15 protein-coding genes are annotated in these 16,581 nt (G+C 61.9%); 12 read left to right on the top strand and 3 right to left on the bottom strand.

Features of this window, described 5'->3' with window-relative positions; translation table 11 throughout:
- The first annotated feature begins 333 nt into the window (after nucleotides 1-333).
- The 12 genes from arnC (at nucleotide 334) to ACFZPT_RS06020 (ending at nucleotide 13,359) form a co-directional block, all read left to right on the top strand.
- Nucleotides 334-1,365 carry an undecaprenyl-phosphate 4-deoxy-4-formamido-L-arabinose transferase gene (gene arnC / locus ACFZPT_RS06075; RefSeq protein WP_034097905.1) on the top strand — a complete coding sequence of 344 codons (1,032 nt, stop codon included), beginning with the start codon at nucleotides 334-336 and terminating at the stop codon, nucleotides 1,363-1,365.
- Complete coding sequence (gene arnA / locus ACFZPT_RS06070) at nucleotides 1,362-3,353, top strand: bifunctional UDP-4-amino-4-deoxy-L-arabinose formyltransferase/UDP-glucuronic acid oxidase ArnA (RefSeq protein WP_034113735.1); 1,992 nt, start codon at nucleotides 1,362-1,364, stop codon at nucleotides 3,351-3,353. Before arnC ends, arnA begins: the two co-directional genes overlap by 4 nt.
- Nucleotides 3,353-4,237 (top strand): 4-deoxy-4-formamido-L-arabinose-phosphoundecaprenol deformylase, encoded by an 885-nt coding sequence (gene arnD / locus ACFZPT_RS06065; RefSeq protein WP_034113736.1) that lies wholly within the window; start codon nucleotides 3,353-3,355, stop codon nucleotides 4,235-4,237. Before arnA ends, arnD begins: the two co-directional genes overlap by 1 nt.
- Nucleotides 4,234-5,889, top strand: a complete 1,656-nt coding sequence (arnT, locus tag ACFZPT_RS06060; protein WP_379555064.1) for a lipid IV(A) 4-amino-4-deoxy-L-arabinosyltransferase — start codon at nucleotides 4,234-4,236, stop codon at nucleotides 5,887-5,889. Before arnD ends, arnT begins: the two co-directional genes overlap by 4 nt.
- A complete protein-coding gene (gene arnE / locus ACFZPT_RS06055; RefSeq protein ID WP_034097913.1) occupies nucleotides 5,886-6,233 on the top strand; it encodes a 4-amino-4-deoxy-L-arabinose-phosphoundecaprenol flippase subunit ArnE in 348 nt (115 codons plus the stop codon). Before arnT ends, arnE begins: the two co-directional genes overlap by 4 nt.
- Nucleotides 6,230-6,631, top strand: coding sequence for a 4-amino-4-deoxy-L-arabinose-phosphoundecaprenol flippase subunit ArnF (gene arnF / locus ACFZPT_RS06050; protein WP_034097914.1), 402 nt, complete (start codon nucleotides 6,230-6,232; stop codon nucleotides 6,629-6,631). Before arnE ends, arnF begins: the two co-directional genes overlap by 4 nt.
- Nucleotides 6,628-8,022: a UDP-glucose/GDP-mannose dehydrogenase family protein gene (locus ACFZPT_RS06045; protein ID WP_034097916.1), complete on the top strand. Its 1,395-nt coding sequence runs from the start codon at nucleotides 6,628-6,630 to the stop codon at nucleotides 8,020-8,022. The genes arnF and ACFZPT_RS06045 overlap by 4 nt, the downstream gene beginning before the upstream one ends.
- 3 nt (nucleotides 8,023-8,025) lie before the next feature.
- Nucleotides 8,026-9,648, top strand: a complete 1,623-nt coding sequence (locus ACFZPT_RS06040) for a glycosyltransferase family 39 protein (RefSeq protein WP_034113737.1) — start codon at nucleotides 8,026-8,028, stop codon at nucleotides 9,646-9,648.
- A 203-nt stretch (nucleotides 9,649-9,851) separates the two neighbouring features.
- Nucleotides 9,852-10,085, top strand: a complete 234-nt coding sequence (locus ACFZPT_RS06035) for a type VI secretion system contractile sheath small subunit (protein WP_034113738.1) — start codon at nucleotides 9,852-9,854, stop codon at nucleotides 10,083-10,085.
- 172 nt (nucleotides 10,086-10,257) lie between these two features.
- Nucleotides 10,258-10,968 carry an HPP family protein gene (locus ACFZPT_RS06030; protein ID WP_034113740.1) on the top strand — a complete coding sequence of 237 codons (711 nt, stop codon included), beginning with the start codon at nucleotides 10,258-10,260 and terminating at the stop codon, nucleotides 10,966-10,968.
- Nucleotides 10,969-11,100: 132 nt separating this feature from the next.
- Nucleotides 11,101-12,204 (top strand): enoyl-CoA hydratase/isomerase family protein, encoded by a 1,104-nt coding sequence (locus ACFZPT_RS06025; RefSeq protein ID WP_034113742.1) that lies wholly within the window; start codon nucleotides 11,101-11,103, stop codon nucleotides 12,202-12,204.
- Nucleotides 12,205-12,207: 3 nt separating this feature from the next.
- Nucleotides 12,208-13,359, top strand: a complete 1,152-nt coding sequence (locus ACFZPT_RS06020) for an acyl-CoA dehydrogenase family protein (protein ID WP_034097925.1) — start codon at nucleotides 12,208-12,210, stop codon at nucleotides 13,357-13,359.
- Between the two features lie 103 nt (nucleotides 13,360-13,462).
- Here ACFZPT_RS06020 and ACFZPT_RS06015 read toward each other — a convergent pair whose 3' ends face one another.
- The 3 genes from ACFZPT_RS06015 to ACFZPT_RS06005 are packed head-to-tail and all read right to left on the bottom strand — an operon-like array spanning nucleotide 13,463 to nucleotide 16,572.
- Nucleotides 13,463-14,236: an enoyl-CoA hydratase gene (locus ACFZPT_RS06015; RefSeq protein ID WP_034097928.1), complete on the bottom strand. Its 774-nt coding sequence runs from the start codon at nucleotides 14,234-14,236 to the stop codon at nucleotides 13,463-13,465.
- A gap of 11 nt (nucleotides 14,237-14,247) precedes the next feature.
- Nucleotides 14,248-15,375 (bottom strand): acyl-CoA dehydrogenase, encoded by a 1,128-nt coding sequence (locus ACFZPT_RS06010; RefSeq protein ID WP_034097930.1) that lies wholly within the window; start codon nucleotides 15,373-15,375, stop codon nucleotides 14,248-14,250.
- Nucleotides 15,376-15,387: 12 nt separating this feature from the next.
- Nucleotides 15,388-16,572, bottom strand: coding sequence for an acetyl-CoA C-acyltransferase (locus tag ACFZPT_RS06005; protein WP_034113744.1), 1,185 nt, complete (start codon nucleotides 16,570-16,572; stop codon nucleotides 15,388-15,390).
- Nucleotides 16,573-16,581: the final 9 nt, after the last annotated feature.

Raw genomic sequence — 16,581 nt, 5'->3', positions numbered from 1 at the left:
TGGCGCTGAACTGCCCATTGTGCTGTTCAGGGTGGAACCAAAGCCTTTTAAAATCGCTCCTACTCAACCGCTCAATAGAACCCGGACGCCCATGGGTGGCTTAGCTGAACCCTGGCTGTCTACCTGTCAAATAAACGAGTTTTTCATCCGGCTTTCATATTCGTTCCACATTTTTGCGCTTAATCTTAAACCCAGTACTTCATAGCAATCCGCGCTTTACCAGCTAACCTGTTGATTATGTTTCATCTTTAGCTGTGCATTAGTGCGCAATCGCCTTTGTTTTGCTGCTGCTTTAACGCTCCAAGCTGCGCTAACCCCCGAGGTCATGAATCTTTGAAACCCTACCCTATTCATTGCGTATCGATCGTTATCCCGGTCTACAACGAACAAGACAGCCTGCCTGAGTTGTTGCGTCGTACCACGGCAGCCTGCAAGCAGTTGGCCTACGAATACGAAATCATCCTGGTGGATGACGGTAGCCGCGACAATTCCGCTCAATTGCTCGAAGACGCCGCCGCAGAGGATGGCAGCAACGTGGTCGCGGTGATCCTCAACCGTAACTACGGGCAGCATGCGGCGATCATGGCCGGGTTCGAGCAGTGCCGGGGCGAGGTAGTGATCACCCTGGACGCCGACCTGCAGAACCCGCCGGAAGAAATCCCGCGCCTCGTGGAACAAGCCGCCCTGGGCTACGACGTGGTCGCCACCGTGCGCAATAACCGTCAGGACTCCGCGTTCCGCCGCTGGCCATCGCGGCTGATCAACCTCGCAGTACAGCGCTCCACCGGGGTGGCCATGACCGACTACGGCTGCATGCTGCGCGCTTACCGCCGCACCATCGTCGACGCCATGCTCGCCTGCCGCGAGCGTAGTACCTTCATTCCGATCCTGGCTAACGGTTTTGCCCGCCACACTACCGAGATTCTGGTGCACCACGCCGAGCGTGAACACGGCGAATCCAAATACAGCGCCATGCGCCTGATCAGCCTGATGTTCGATCTGCTGACCTGCATGACCACCACCCCATTGCGCCTGCTGTCCATCGTCGGCTTCAGCCTGGCGGCGCTGGGCATGCTGTTTGCCTTTGCGCTGATCATCCTGCGCTTGGCCTTCGGCGCGCAGTGGGCCGGCGACGGCATGTTCGTGCTGTTTGCGGTGCTGTTCGTGTTCACCGGGGGCCAGTTCATCGGCATGGGCCTGTTGGGTGAATACCTGGGCCGCATGTACAGCGATGTGCGCGCCCGCCCGCGTTTCTTCATTGAAAAAGTGCTGCGCAACCAACCGGCGGCACCGGCGCCTGTGGTCGTCGTCGACGGCCTGGCGTCCTCCCATACTTCTACTTCTCCCGATCAGGTTCAGTCATGAGTTCAAAAGCCGTTGTATTTGCGTATCACGATATTGGATGTGCAGGCATCGAAGCGCTGCTCAATGCCGGTTACGACATCGCTGCCGTGTTCACCCATGCCGATGATCCCAAGGAAAACAATTTCTACGGCTCCGTGGCCCAGTTGTGCGCGCGCAACGGCATTCCCGTGCACGCGCCGGAAGACGCCAACCACCCGCTGTGGGTCGAGCGCATCGCCAAACTCAAGCCCGACTACCTCTTCTCGTTCTACTACCGCAACCTGTTGAGTGAAGCCCTGCTAGGCACTGCCAGCAAAGGCGCGTTCAACCTGCACGGTTCGTTGCTGCCCAAATACCGCGGTCGCGCGCCGGCCAACTGGGTGCTGGTCAACGGCGAAACCGAAACCGGCGTGACCCTGCACCGCATGGTCAAACGTGCCGATGCCGGCGCGATCCTGGCTCAGCAAAAAGTCACCATCGAACGCAGCGACACCGGCCTGACCCTGCACGCCAAACTGCGTGACGCGGCCACCAGTCTTCTGCGTGACGCCCTGCCGCAACTGGTTGCGGGCAAGCTCACGGAGACCGCTCAGGACGACAGCCAGGCCACCTACTTCGGGCGCCGCACGGCCGCCGACGGCAAACTGGAGTGGAAAAAACCGGCTGAAGAACTGTTCAACCTGGTGCGCGCGGTCACTCAACCCTACCCTGGCGCCTTCTGCGCCGTGGGTGAGCACAAGCTCATCGTGTGGCAGGCCGAAGTGGTCAAGGGCAACGATGGCCTTGCGCCGGGCCGCGTGATCAGCGTCAACCCGCTGCGCATCGCCTGCGGTGAAGACTCCCTGGTGATCACGTTCGGTCAGCGCAACGACAACGGTCTATACCAGGCCGGTCCGTCCCTGGCCGACGAACTGGGCCTGGTGGACGGCTCCGTGCTGCGCGGCGCCGAATCCGGCCGTAAGCCACGCCGCACCCGCGTGCTGATCCTGGGGGTGAACGGCTTTATCGGTAACCACCTGTCCGAGCGCTTGCTGCGTGACGACCGTTACGAAGTCTACGGCCTGGACATCGGCTCCGACGCCATTGAGCGCCTGCGCAGCCACCCCAACTTCCATTATGTGGAAGGCGATATCAGCATCCACACCGAGTGGATCGAGTACCACATCAAGAAGTGCGACGTGGTCCTGCCGCTGGTGGCCATCGCCACGCCAATCGAATACACCCGCAACCCGCTGCGCGTGTTCGAGCTGGACTTCGAAGAAAACCTCAAGCTGGTGCGCTACTGCGTCAAGTACAACAAGCGCGTGATCTTCCCGTCGACCTCGGAAGTCTATGGCATGTGCCAGGACCAGTACTTCGACGAAGACACCTCCAACCTGGTGGTCGGCCCGGTCAACAAGCAACGCTGGATCTACTCGGTATCCAAGCAGCTGCTGGACCGCGTGATCTGGGCCTACGGCGACAAGGGCCTGAAGTTCACCCTGTTCCGCCCCTTCAACTGGATGGGCCCACGTCTGGACCGCTTGGATTCGGCGCGTATCGGCAGCTCCCGGGCAATCACTCAGTTGATCCTGAACCTGGTGGAAGGCACGCCGATCCGCCTGTTCGACGGCGGCGAGCAGAAACGCTGCTTCACCGACATCGCCGACGGCATCGAAGCCCTGGCGCGCATCATCGATAACGATAATGACGCGTGCAACGGCCAGATCATCAATATCGGCAACCCGGAAAACGAAGCCAGCATCCGCCAGTTGGGTGAAGAGCTGCTGCGCCAGTTCGAGGCCCACCCGCTGCGTGGCAACTTCCCGCCATTCGCCGGTTTCCGCGATGTCGAAAGCAAGGCGTTCTACGGCAACGGTTACCAGGACGTGGCGCACCGCAAACCGAGCATCGAAAACGCCAAGCGCCTGTTGAACTGGGCACCGACCGTGGAGATGAGCGAAACCATCGGCAATACCCTGGACTTCTTCCTGCGTGAAGCCATGCTCGAACAGGCGGACAAGCGCTGATGCAGGCAGGTCTTCGCATCGACGTCGACACCTACCGTGGCACCCGCGAAGGCGTGCCACGGTTGCTCGAAACCCTGGATGAAGCTGGGGTAAAAGCGACGTTCTTCTTCAGCGTCGGCCCGGACAACATGGGGCGCCACCTGTGGCGCCTGATCCGCCCGCAATTCTTGTGGAAGATGCTGCGCTCCAACGCCGCCGGCCTGTACGGCTGGGACATTCTGCTGGCCGGCACCGCCTGGCCAGGCAAGCCCATTGGCCGCGACCTGGGGCATTTGATGCGCCAAGCCAAGGCCGCCGGGCATGAAGTCGGCCTGCACGCCTGGGACCACCATGGCTGGCAAGCCAATACCGGGCGCTGGAGCGAGGCGCAGTTGGTCGAGCAGATTCGGCGCGGCGTGGACACCTTGAACGACATCCTTGGCGAGCCCATCGATTGTTCCGCGGCCGCCGGCTGGCGCGCCGATGAGCGCGTGGTGCAAGCCAAGCAGGGCTTCAACTTTCGCTACAACAGCGATTGCCGGGGTACCAGCCTGTTTCGGCCGACACTGGCCGATGGCAGCGCGGGCACGCCACAAATTCCGGTGGACCTGCCGACCTTCGACGAAGTGGTCGGGCCGGTGGTGGCCGCCAACGACTTCAATCGCTACATCCTTGATCGCTTCGCAGCGTCGAAGCTCAATGTCTACACGATCCATGCAGAAGTAGAAGGGATTCTGATGGCTAATGATTTTCGCCAGCTGCTTGCCCAGGCAAAGCAGCGCGGCATTGACTTCACACCCCTGGGCGACTTGTTGCCCACCGATCTGACCCGCCTGCCCCAGCAACAGTTGGTGCGTGGCGCGTTGAGCGGCCGCGAGGGGTGGCTGGGAGTGCAGCAGGCATGATGCGCCGGTGGGCGCTGCCCCTGCTCCTATTGGCATTCGTGTTGTGTTACCTGGCGCCGCTGGCCACCCATGGCCTGTGGATTCCCGACGAGACCCGCTATGCGCAGATCAGCCAGGAAATGCTGCTGACCGGTAAATGGGCCGCGCCGCACTTCATGGGCATCCGCTACTTCGAAAAACCGGCCGCCGGCTATTGGATGATCGCACTCGGCCAGGCGATGTTCGGGCAGAACCTGTTTGGCGTGCGTTTCGCGTCTGCCTTGAGTACCGGCCTGAGCATCCTGCTGGTGTATCTGGTATCGCGCCGCCTGTGGAATGACCCGCGCAAAAGCCTGGTCAGCACCTTGCTGTATATGAGTTTTGTCAGCGTGGCGGCCCTGGGCGGCTACGCCAATCTCGACCCGCAGTTCACCTTTTGGGTCAACCTGACCGGCGTAGCTTTGTGGTTTTGCTTCGACAGCCGTACCCGCAACGGGCGCCTGGGCGCGTGGGCACTCTTGGGCTTTGCCTGCGGCATGGGCTTTATGACCAAGGGCTTTCTCGCCTGGCTGCTGCCGGTATTGATCGCCCTGCCCTACGCGCTGTGGCAGAAGCGCTTACGCGAGCTGCTCGGTTACGGCCTAGTGGCGGTGCTGGTGGCGGTGGCCGTCAGCTTGCCGTGGGCGCTGGCCGTACATCTGCAAGAACTGGACTTCTGGCACTTCTTCTTCTGGCACGAGCATATCCAGCGCTTCGCCGGCGAAGATGCCCAGCACGCCGAGCCGTTCTGGTACTACCTGCCCTTGCTGGTCGGCTTCAGCCTGCCGTGGGTGGCGCTGTTGCCCGCCACCGTCAAACAGGCCTGGCAGGAGAAACGCACGGCTTCTATCGGTTTCCTGTTGCTGTGGCTGCTGATGCCCTTGGCGTTTTTCAGCCTGGCCAAAGGCAAGTTGCCGTCCTACATCATGCCGTGCCTGTTGCCGCTGGCGCTGCTGATGGGCCATGCGCTGGCCGATAAAATGGCCCAGGGCCGTGGCCGTGCGCTGCGCATCAACGGCTGGCTGAATCTGGTATTGGGCATCGTGGCGTTGCTGGCATTAAGTTGGTTCCAACTGAAAAAGCCGGTGTATGAGCACGGTACCGAGACCCTGAGCCTGGTACTGGTCTTCGTACTGCTAATTGGTTGGATCTTCACCAACCTGCTGCAAGCGGCACGCCCGCTGCGCCTTTGGGCGGCGCCGGCCATCGGCAGCTGGTTGCTGGTAGCCCTGGCCCCGGCGGCCTTGCCCCACTCGGTGGTTTATAACAAAACCCCGGATCAGTTCATCATCGATCACCTACCGGAACTGAAACAGACCGGCGCCCTGCTGAGCAATGACCTGGGCGCCGCGTCGGCCTTGGCCTGGCGGGTCAAGCGTGCGGACGTGACCCTCTATAACACCGTCGGTGAAGTCAAATACGGCCTGGCCTTTGCTGATGCAGCCCATCACAAGGTCGACATGGCCCAGGTCCAGCAATGGATGAACGACGCGCGCAAACGCGGCGCGGTCGGCGTGGTAATGCGGGTCAAGGGTGACGACGAAGTCGCCGAAGTGAACCTGCTGCCTCAGGACGGCAAGCGCTATGAGCAAGGCAATCTGGTGATTCTGATCTTCCCGCAGGTCTCGTCATGATCACCCTGTTGCTGCTATTGGCCGCTTGCTTACTGACCTGCATGGGCCAGGTCTCGCAGAAATTCGCCGTGGAAGGCTGGCGTGACCAGCCGCACGGTTGGGCACTGAAGCTGCGTTCGCCGTGGTTGTGGTCCGCACTGCTGTGCCTGGGCTTCGGGCTGCTGGTATGGCTGCTGGTGCTGCAACGTCTTGAGGTGGGCATCGCTTACCCGATGCTCAGCCTGAATTTTGTGTTGGTCACCCTGGTGGCGCGCTTTGTGTTCAAGGAGCCCATTGATACCCGCCACTGGCTGGGCGTCGCGCTGGTGATCGCCGGCGTAGTGTTGCTGGGGCGTCAGGTATGAGCCGGGCGCGCGGATTTGCCCTGGCCTTGGGCAGCGTCGGTCTGGTCAGCGTGGCCCAGTTGGGCATGCGTTGGAGCATGACGCGTTTACCGCTGCCCCATGAATGGCTCAATGCGCAGATCGATCTCGCAGCCCTCGGGGTGGTGTTTCTGGCGATCTGTGCCTATGCCCTGTCGATGCTTTGCTGGTTGGTGGCCCTCAAGCACCTGCCGCTGGGGCGGGCCTATTCGCTGCTGAGCATCAGCTACGCGCTGGTGTATCTGCTGGCGGCCGGCCTGCCGGTGTTCAACGAACATTTTTCGCTTTCGAAAACCCTCGGGGTGGCATTTGTCATCCTGGGTGTGCTGGTTATCAACTCTCGTCGCACTTGCTCTACAAGTCCCAGGAATGCCCCATGAAAATCAGCGTATTTGGTAGTGGTTACGTCGGCCTGGTGCAGGCCACTGTGTTGGCCGAAGTCGGTCATGATGTGATCTGCATGGACGTCGATCAAAACAAGGTCAAGCAGCTGCAGCAAGGCCATGTGAGCATCTTCGAGCCGGGGCTGGCCGCGATGGTCAAGGAGAACCTCGAAAGCGGACGGCTGCATTTCACCTACGACGAGAAACTCGCCGTCGAACACGGTGAAGTGCTGTTTATCGCGGTGGGCACGCCGTCGGATGAAGACGGATCGGCCGACCTCAAGTACGTGCTGTCGGTGGGTGACGCGGTGGCACGCCATCGAATCGAGCCGGTGATCCTGGTGGAAAAATCCACCGTGCCCGTAGGCACTGGCGACACCCTGCGCGCGCATATCGAGAAAGCCTTGCACCTGGCCGGGCGCAGTCTGGAATTCGATATCGTCTCCAACCCTGAATTCCTCAAGGAAGGCTCGGCGGTGACCGACTGCCGCCGCCCGGACCGGATCATCATCGGCTGCGAGCGTGAAGAAGTGCGCGAGGTGATGCGCGAGCTGTACGCGCCGTTCAACCGCAACCACGACCGCATCATATTTATGGACCTGCGCAGCGCCGAGCTGACCAAATACGCCGCCAACTGCATGCTGGCCACCAAGATCAGTTTTATCAACCAGATCGCCGAGCTGGCCGAGCACCTGGGCGCCGACATCGAGGCCGTGCGCCTGGGTATCGGCGCCGACTCGCGCATCGGCTACCACTTCATTTACCCCGGCTGTGGCTACGGTGGCTCGTGCTTCCCCAAGGACATGCGCGCGCTGATCCACAGTGCCAAGCAAGCCAACTGCTCCAGCGATCTGCTGGAAGCCGTCGAGGCGATCAACCAGCGTCAGAAGAGCAAGCTGTACGAGCGCATCAATGCGTTCTTCAAAGGCGAGCTGCGCGGCAAGACTTTCGCCTTGTGGGGCCTGGCGTTCAAGCCCAACACCGATGACATGCGCGACGCCCCCAGCCGCGTGCTGATGGAGGCCTTATGGGCCGCCGGCGCCCAGGTGCGCGCCTTCGACCCGGAAGCGATGCAGGAAACCCAGCGCATTTACGCCGATGAAAGCCGCCTGATGCTGATGGGTACGCCGGAATCAACCCTTGTAGGCGCCGATGCGCTGATCGTCTGCACCGAATGGCAGCAATTCAAGGCGCCGGACTTCGACCTGATCCACCAGCGCTTGAAAACCCCGGTGATCTTCGATGGCCGTAACCTCTACGACGGCGAGCGTCTGGCGCGCAAAGGCTTCCAGTACTTTCCGATTGGGCGCGGCGACTCCTGCCAACTGCCGATTCCCCAGCAGCAATGGCTGCCAGCGCTTGAGCTGGCGAAGGTCGCGGAAGCCTGAGACGTGAACAAAGCCCAACCACTGCTGCTCACACCCACGCTTCGTCGGCAGTCCCTCGGTTTGGGCCTGCTGGCGTTGCTGCTGTTCATTGCCGGGAACTGGAACCAGGCAATCATCGGCTTCGATTCGCGGTTTGTGGTGTTTGCCCAGGAAATGCTGCGCCACGGGCCGAGCTTTTTCCCGACCACCTACGGCCAGCCCTATGCCGATTACCTGGCCACTTCGACGCTGCTCACCTGGCTGCTGTCGGTGCCGCTGGGGCATGTGAGCAGTTTTACCGCGTGGCTGCCCACAGCGATTGCCTCGGCCTTGATCGTGACGCTGGTGTATCGCCTGACCGCGCCCTACTCCCAGCGCTGGGGCCTGCTCAGCATTACGCTGTTGCTGTTGAGCAGCACCTTTATCAGTGAAACCCGCGCGGTGTCCCTGGATCAGATGCTCGCCGCCGTCACATTGGCAGTGTTTTACCTGGGTTATGCCCACGATCATTTCGGCGCGGGCAAGCGCCTGCATTGGCTGTACCTGTTATTGATCGTGGGGTTTGCCGTGCGCGGGCCAATCGGCCTGGTGGTGCCTACCGGTGTGCTGTGCAGCTACTACCTGATCAACCGCCAGTGGCGTCAGCTGTTCAGTTTCGGGCTGCTGGCCCTGGCGTTGCTGGGGGCCTGCGTGGGGCTGCTGTTGCTGCTGGCCAAGCTCAGTGGTGGCGAGAACTTCATGCACGACGTGATCCGCATGCAGTTCCTGGGGCGCATGGATGGCAGCGAAGGCTCCAGTGGCGTGCTGTATTACTTCACCAGTTCCCTGGGCAATTACGCCCTGGCCTACCCGCTGGCGCTGTTGGTGTTGCTGGGCATCGGCGTGGCCCGGCCACAGACGCCTGAGCCGGCCCTGAAGCTGGTCGGCTATTGTGCCGCCGCCGCGTTGCTGGTGATGCTGGGGCTGTCGATTCCCCAAGCAAAAAAGGCGCGCTACCTGCTGCCGATGTTGCCCATGGCGGCCATCATCGCCGCCTACCCTTTCAGCGCGATTCAAGGCCGCGTGTTCGCCTGGTTGCGGGGCTTGATGCTGGCGATATGGACCGCGTTGCCCGCACTGCTGATCGTCGGGTTGGTGGTGATGCGCCCACGTTACCCTGAGCAACTGAACCATTTGGCGCCGATATTCGCGTTGCTGGGAGCGTTGCAGGCGCTGGCGCTATTGAGCCTGTTCAAGGCGCGCCTGCGCCCCGTCGGCCCGGCAATGGCCGCCGTACTCGCGGTGTGGGCCACCTATATCCTGGTGGTCGAGCCGTTGGAACGCCGTGTATATGACACCCGCACCTTCACCCTGCAGGTCCATGAACAGGTCATGCAAGCGCGCGCGCCGGTGGTGCTGCATGGCCTGGGCAAAGACGCCAAGGCGATCAAGTACATGGTCAACCTCGATTGCGATCAGGTGCCGCTGTTTACCCAATTGCCTTCGGAGCTGGCACCGCTGCAAGGGCCTGCCTGGCTGGTGATGAGCCAGGCGGATTATGAAGGGTTGCAGGAGCCGCGCTGGCGTTCCATCACCCCGACCCTCACCGGTGAATTCGACCGCAACCCTTATGTGCTGCTGTATCTGGCTAAATCGCCGCCGAAATAAGCCTCGGCGGCGATGCTCCCGGAGTAAAAACTCCTACGCAGCTATACGTAACGGCTGGTGTCATTTCACTTTCATGCCCTTGAAACCCAACGGTAAACTCGATCGCCAGTGGCGGTAGTCATTTACCGCCACAGGCCAAGGATAACGACAAGGACGCTGTGGGCCGCAGCCACCACCGTGGTACTTCATGAGAGGAGAATGCCGTGCCAGACGATGTTCGTGACAATGTGCATGTGGGCTACCTGCCCATGCCGCCCTTGGATCGCTTGATGGAGCTGCGTGATGCGCTGGTCGCGCTCAAAGGTCCACTGGGCAGCGAGCCAGCCTTGCAAGAGAACCTGCGCAGACGTTTATTCAACGAGGAGGCCGATGACCGCGTGCTGGGCAAAATCAACACGCCATTACCCAGTGTGATCTGTTCCATTCCCTTTGGCTGATGCCCTTCAATCCACTTTTTTTGTACTCAACCCTCATTAATATGCATTGGCGCCGAATCTTGCTGCACGGCACACTGCGCCGGTTCCTCCCCCAATCGCAGGAACGTTCAAGGACTTTTCCGGGCAACCAGACGAGTCTTTTTTTTGCCCGCCGTTTTTATGGAACCGTTCAATGCTCGCTCGCTGGTTACCTGCCGCTATCAATACCCGTCCTTCCGAATGGAGCCGCGCCGCCATCGGCATGGCGCTGGGCACGCTGTTCAGTGTCTGGCTGTGCGGCCAAGTCTTCGGCATGGAGGTTGCGCTGCACTTGCTCGGGCCGTTGGGCGCCTCGGCGGTGTTGCTGTTCGCGGTGTCGTCCGGTGCGTTGGCGCAACCCTGGTCGATCGTCGGCAGCTACCTGTGCGCTGGCATCGTGGCACTGCTGGTGGCGCGGGTGCTGGGGCGCACCCTGGGCAGCGCATGCCTGGCGGCGGGAATGACCGTGGTGCTGATGTGCTGGCTGCGCTGCCTGCATCCGCCGGCCGGTGGCCTGGCCATGACCCTGGTGCTGGCGGACCCGGCGTCTGCTGCCCTGGGCTGGTCCGAGCTGGGCGCCGTATTGATGGGCGCTGGCGCCCTGCTCGCTTGCGCGCTGGCTTACAACAACGCCACCCGCACCCGGTACCCCAAAGGCGCCGTCGAATCGCCCGCCGTCATGTTGAATAATCCCCACGCCGCACGGGACCCCGCCGTCACCGCCGCCGACCTGAAACTGGCACTGGCCGAGATGGAACAGTTCTACGACGTGGCGCCCATGGAGCTTGAGCAGTTGATCCACGCCGCCGAAACCCATGCGCGCCGCCGCAGCATCGGCGAAGTCCTGGCCAGCCGCGTGCCCTGACTGCCTGCTGCATAAATGCAAAAACGACCTGCATGATTCAAGGTTGTACGGGGCAAATTTGCACTGGTACGATCGCGAGATGGTCCGTTCGCGGGCCTCTTGATAAAGAACAATAAAAGCAGGGAGTTAGAGATGACTGCTCAGGTTTCATCCGAAGCAAACCGTGCCGAGACGCCTCAGGACGAGGTGCTGGCCGAGGTCCGTAATCATATCGGCCACCTTACCCTCAACCGCCCCGCCGGCCTGAACGCCCTGACTCTTAATATGGTGCGTTGCCTGACCGCGCAGTTGCAGGCCTGGGCCGATGATCCGGCGATCCATGCCGTGGTTTTGCGCGGCGCTGGCGACAAAGCCTTCTGTGCCGGCGGCGATATCCGCTCCCTCTACGACAGCTTTAACAGCGGCGACACCCTGCACCAGGATTTTTTCGTCGAAGAATACGCACTCGATCTGGCCATTCACCATTACCGCAAGCCGGTACTGGCGCTGATGGACGGCTTTGTCCTGGGCGGCGGCATGGGCCTGGTGCAAGGCGCGGACTTGCGTGTAGTCACCGAACGCAGCCGCCTGGCCATGCCGGAAGTGGCCATCGGTTATTTCCCGGACGTGGGTGGCAGCTATTTCCTGCCGCGTATTCCCGGGGAGCTGGGGATTTACCTTGGCGTCACCGGGGTGCAGATCCGCGCGGCCGATGCGCTGTACTGCAGGTTGGCGGATTGGTACCTGGACAGCGCCAAACTGGCCGAACTGGACCAGAAACTCGACCGCCTGCAATGGCATGACACGCCTCTCAAAGACCTGCAAGGTCTGCTGGCCAAGCTGGCGGTACAACACCTGCCGGATGCACCGCTGGCGGCCTTGCGCCCGGCCATCGACCATTTCTTCGCCCTGCCCGATGTTCCAAGCATTGTCGAACAGTTGCAGGAGGTCACCGTCGCCAACAGCCATGAGTGGGCGCTGAACACGGTGCACCTGATGCAGACCCGCTCGCCCCTGGCCATGGCGGTCACCTTGAAGATGCTGCGTCGTGGGCGGCGCTTGCCGCTGGAACAGTGCTTTGAACTGGAGCTGCACCTGGATCGCCAGTGGTTCGAGCGCGGCGACCTGATCGAAGGCGTGCGCGCCCTGATCATCGATAAGGATAAATCCCCACGCTGGAACCCTCCGACGCTGCAGGCGCTCGACGCTGCGCACGTCGAGAGCTTCTTCCACGACTTCGAGCAGGTTGCGAAATAACTTATGCAAGACATTGAATACACTGAAGAACAAGTGATGATCCGCGATATGGCGCGCGACTTTGCCCGTGGCGAAATCGCTCCCCATGCCCAGGCGTGGGAAAAGGCCGGCTGGATCGACGATGGCCTGGTGGCGAAGATGGGCGAACTGGGCCTGCTCGGTATGGTGGTGCCCGAAGAATGGGGCGGCACCTACGTCGATTACGTAGCCTACGCCCTGGCGGTGGAAGAGATTTCCGCCGGCGACGGTGCCACGGGCGCGCTGATGAGTATCCACAACTCAGTGGGTTGCGGGCCGATCCTCAACTACGGCAGCGAACAGCAGAAGCAAACCTGGCTGGCGGACCTTGCCAGCGGCCAGGCGATTGGCTGCTTTTGCCTGACCGAACCCCAGGCCGGCTCGGAGGCGCACAACCTGCGCACCCGTGCCGAGTTGCGTGATGGGCAATGGGTGATCAATGGCGCCAAGCAATTTGTCAGCAACGGCAAGCGCGCTAAGTTAGCCATCGTGTTTGCGGTAACCGACCCGACGTTGGGCAAAAAAGGCATCTCCGCATTCCTGGTGCCCACCGACACCCCTGGCTTCGTGGTGGACCGCACCGAACACAAAATGGGCATTCGCGCCTCGGACACCTGCGCCGTGACCCTCAACCACTGCAGCGTGCCTGAAGCCAACCTGCTGGGCGAACGCGGCAAAGGCCTGGCCATCGCCCTGTCCAATCTGGAAGGTGGCCGTATCGGCATCGCCGCCCAGGCCCTGGGCATCGCCCGCGCAGCGTTCGAAGCAGCACTGACTTACGCCCGCGACCGCGTGCAATTCGACAAGGCAATCATCGAGCACCAAAGCGTGGCCAATCTGCTGGCGGACATGCAGACCCGCCTCAATGCCGCGCGTTTGTTGATCCTGCACGCTGCGCGCCTGCGTAGCGCCGGCAAGCCCTGCCTGTCGGAAGCGTCCCAAGCCAAGCTGTTCGCCTCGGAAATGGCCGAAAAGGTCTGTTCCCAGGCCATGCAGATTCATGGCGGGTACGGTTACCTGGAGGATTACCCGGTGGAGCGCTACTACCGGGATGCGCGGATCACGCAGATTTATGAAGGGACCAGTGAAATTCAACGGATGGTCATCGCCCGCGAACTGAAAAACTACCCGCTCTAAATGCCGTATGTGGGAGGGGGCTTGCCCCCGATCACAGTGTCTCAGCCTCAGTAACTGCTGACTGATCCACCGCTATCGGGGGCAAGAGCCTCCTCCCACATGTTTACTGGTCCTTGAATTCCGGCGCGCGTTTGGCCACAAAGGCCGCCATACCTTCCTTCTGATCCTGGGTCGCAAAGGCCGCGTGGAATACCCGACGCTCAAAGCGCACGCCCTCGGACAGGCTGACTTCGAATGCACGGTTCACGCTTTCCTTGACCATCATGCTGATGGGCACCGATTTGCCGGCAATCAGTGTGGCGACCTTCAAGGCCTCATCCAGTAATTCGTCGGCCGGCACGATACGGGCAACGATGCCGCAGCGCTCGGCTTCCACCGCGTCGATAAAGCGCCCGGTCAAGCACATTTCCATGGCCTTGGCCTTACCCACCGCGCGGGTCAGGCGCTGAGTGCCGCCCATGCCGGGCAGTACGCCCAGGTTGATTTCCGGCTGACCGAACTTGGCTCCGTCACCGGCCAGGATAAAGTCGCACATCAGCGCCAGCTCGCAACCGCCACCCAGGGCGAAGCCGTTAACGGCGGCAATGATCGGCTTGCGCCGGTTGGCCACACGGTCGCTGTCGCTGAATAGGTCGTCCATATAGATCTGCGGGTAGGTCAGCTCGGCCATTTCCTTGATATCGGCGCCGGCGGCGAAGGCTTTTTTCGAACCGGTCAGCACGATGCAGCCGATTTCCGGGTTAGCTTCCAGGCCATCCAGGGCCTGATTCAACTCGCTTACCAATTGTGCGTTCAGCGCGTTCAGCGCCTGGGGACGGTTCAAGGTGATCAGGCCGACTCGGCCCTGAACCTCAAGCAAAATAGTCTCGTAACTCATGTATCGGCTCCTTAGAGATTGCGTGAGATGACCATGCGTTGAATATCGCTGGTGCCTTCGTAGATCTGGCAAACCCGCACATCGCGGTAGATGCGCTCCAGGGGAAAGTCGTTCAGGTAACCGTAACCGCCGAGGGTTTGCAAGGCGGCCGAGCAGACTTTTTCGGCCATTTCCGAGGCAAACAATTTCGCCATCGAGGCTTCGACCAGCGCCGGCTTGCCGCTGTCCCGCAGCGCGGCGGCGTAATGCACCATCTGCCGCGCGACGGCGATCTGGGTGGCCATGTCCGCCAGACGAAACGCCACGGCCTGGTGCTCGATCAGCGCTTTGCCGAAGCTTTGGCGTTCGCGGGCATAGTCGCGGGCGGCTTCGAACGCGGCGCGGGCCATGCCGACCGATTGCGCGGCGATACCCACGCGGCCGCCCTCAAGGTTGGCCAGGGCGATCTTGTAGCCTTCGCCCTCCTCCCCCAGCCTGTTGGCCAGCGGCACCTTCACGTCTTCGAACAGGATCTGGCAGGTGTCGGAGGCATGCTGGCCGAGCTTATCCTCGACCCGCGCCACGCTGTAACCCGGGGAGTCCGTCGGCACGATAAACGCGCTGATGCCACGCTTGCCTGCGGCGGGGTCGGTGACCGCAAACACAATCACCACCCCGGCGTTCTGCCCGGAGGTGATGAACTGTTTGCAGCCGTTGAGCACGTAATGATCGCCCTCCAGCCGCGCGCGGGTTTTCAGGCTGCTGGCATCCGAGCCGGCCTGGGGCTCGGTCAAGGCGAACGCGCCAAGCATGGCGCCGCTGGCCAGGGGCGTGAGGAATTGAGCCTTTTGCTGATCATTGCCGAACTTGAGGATCGGCACGCAGCCCACGGAGTTGTGCACGCTCATGATGGTGGAACAGGCGCCGTCGCCGGCGGCGATTTCCTCCAGGGCCATGGCGTAGGCCAGGTAACCGGTGTCGCAACCGCCCCACTGTTCCGGCACCAACATGCCGAAAAAGCCCAGTTCGGCCATCTCGCCGATGGCTTCTTTGGGAAAGCGGTGCTCGCGGTCCCACTCGGCGGCGAAGGGTTTGAGGCGTTCCTGGGCAAATTGCCGGGCCGCGTCGCTGATTTGCAGCTGTTCTTCATTGGGCAGCATGGGGAGCAGTCCTTAATACAGGCATTCGACGGCCATGGCCGTGGCTTCGCCACCGCCGATACAGATAGCGGCCACGCCGCGTTTGAGGCCTTTGTGGCGCAGGGCCGCGAGCAGCGTTACCAGGATGCGCGCGCCGGACGCGCCGATGGGGTGGCCCAGGGCACAGGCACCGCCATGTACGTTGACCTTGGCATGTGGGATCTGCAGCTTGCTCATGGTTACCAGGGTCACCACGGCAAAGGCTTCGTTGATCTCGAACAGATCGACCTCGTCCAGATTCCAGCCGGTCTTGCTCATCAGCTTGCGAATCGCCCCCACTGGCGCTACCGGGAACAGCCCAGGCTCGTCGGCAAAGGCTGCATGCCCGTGGATCACCGCCAACGGCTTGAGGCCACGCTTGAGGGCTTCGGACTCGCGCATCAGCAGCAATGCCGCCGCGCCGTCAGAGATGGAGCTGGAGTTGGCCGCCGTCACCGTGCCGCCTTCGCGGAACGCCGGTTTCAACTGAGCGATCTTGTCCAGTTTGGCCTTGGGCGGTTGCTCGTCATGCAGGATGGTTTTCTGCTCCTTACCCACGGTGACCTGCAACGGCACGATTTCCGCGGCGAAGTGCCCGTGGCTGATGGCCTCCTGAGCACGCGTCAGGGAGGCGATGGCGAACGCGTCCTGGGCTTCGCGGGTAAAGCCGTTATGCAGGGCGCACTCTTCGGCGAAGGTGCCCATCAGGCGGCCCTTGTCGTAGGCATCTTCCAGACCGTCGAGGAACATATGGTCGAGCACACGCCCATGGCCCATGCGGTAACCGCTACGGGCGCGGTCCAACAGGTACGGCGCGTTGGACATGCTTTCCATGCCGCCGGCAATCGCCACGTCGACGCTGCCAGCCACCAGCGCGTCATGGGCCTGGATGGTGGCTTGCATGCCCGAGCCGCACATCTTGTTGAGAGTGGTGCAGCGGGTGCCTTTGTCCAGCCCGGCACCCAGCGCCGCCTGGCGAGCCGGGGCCTGGCCGAGACCGGCGGGCAGCACGCAGCCGAACATCACTTCATCCACCGCATCGGCGGCGATGCCGGCGCGTTCGACCACGGCGCGAATCGCCGCAGCCCCCAGCTGGGGCGCAGTCAGGCCCTTAAGATCGCCCTGGAATCCGCCCATGGGTGTACGTGCAGCGCTGACAATCACAATCGGATCGTTCATCGGTGGTCC

This window comes from Pseudomonas sp. MD330_10 (assembly GCF_042610415.1).
Classification (GTDB): domain Bacteria; phylum Pseudomonadota; class Gammaproteobacteria; order Pseudomonadales; family Pseudomonadaceae; genus Aquipseudomonas; species Aquipseudomonas rhodesiae.
Note: the sequence above shows the minus strand (reverse complement) of the source record. Positions and strands in the feature narration are given on the sequence as shown.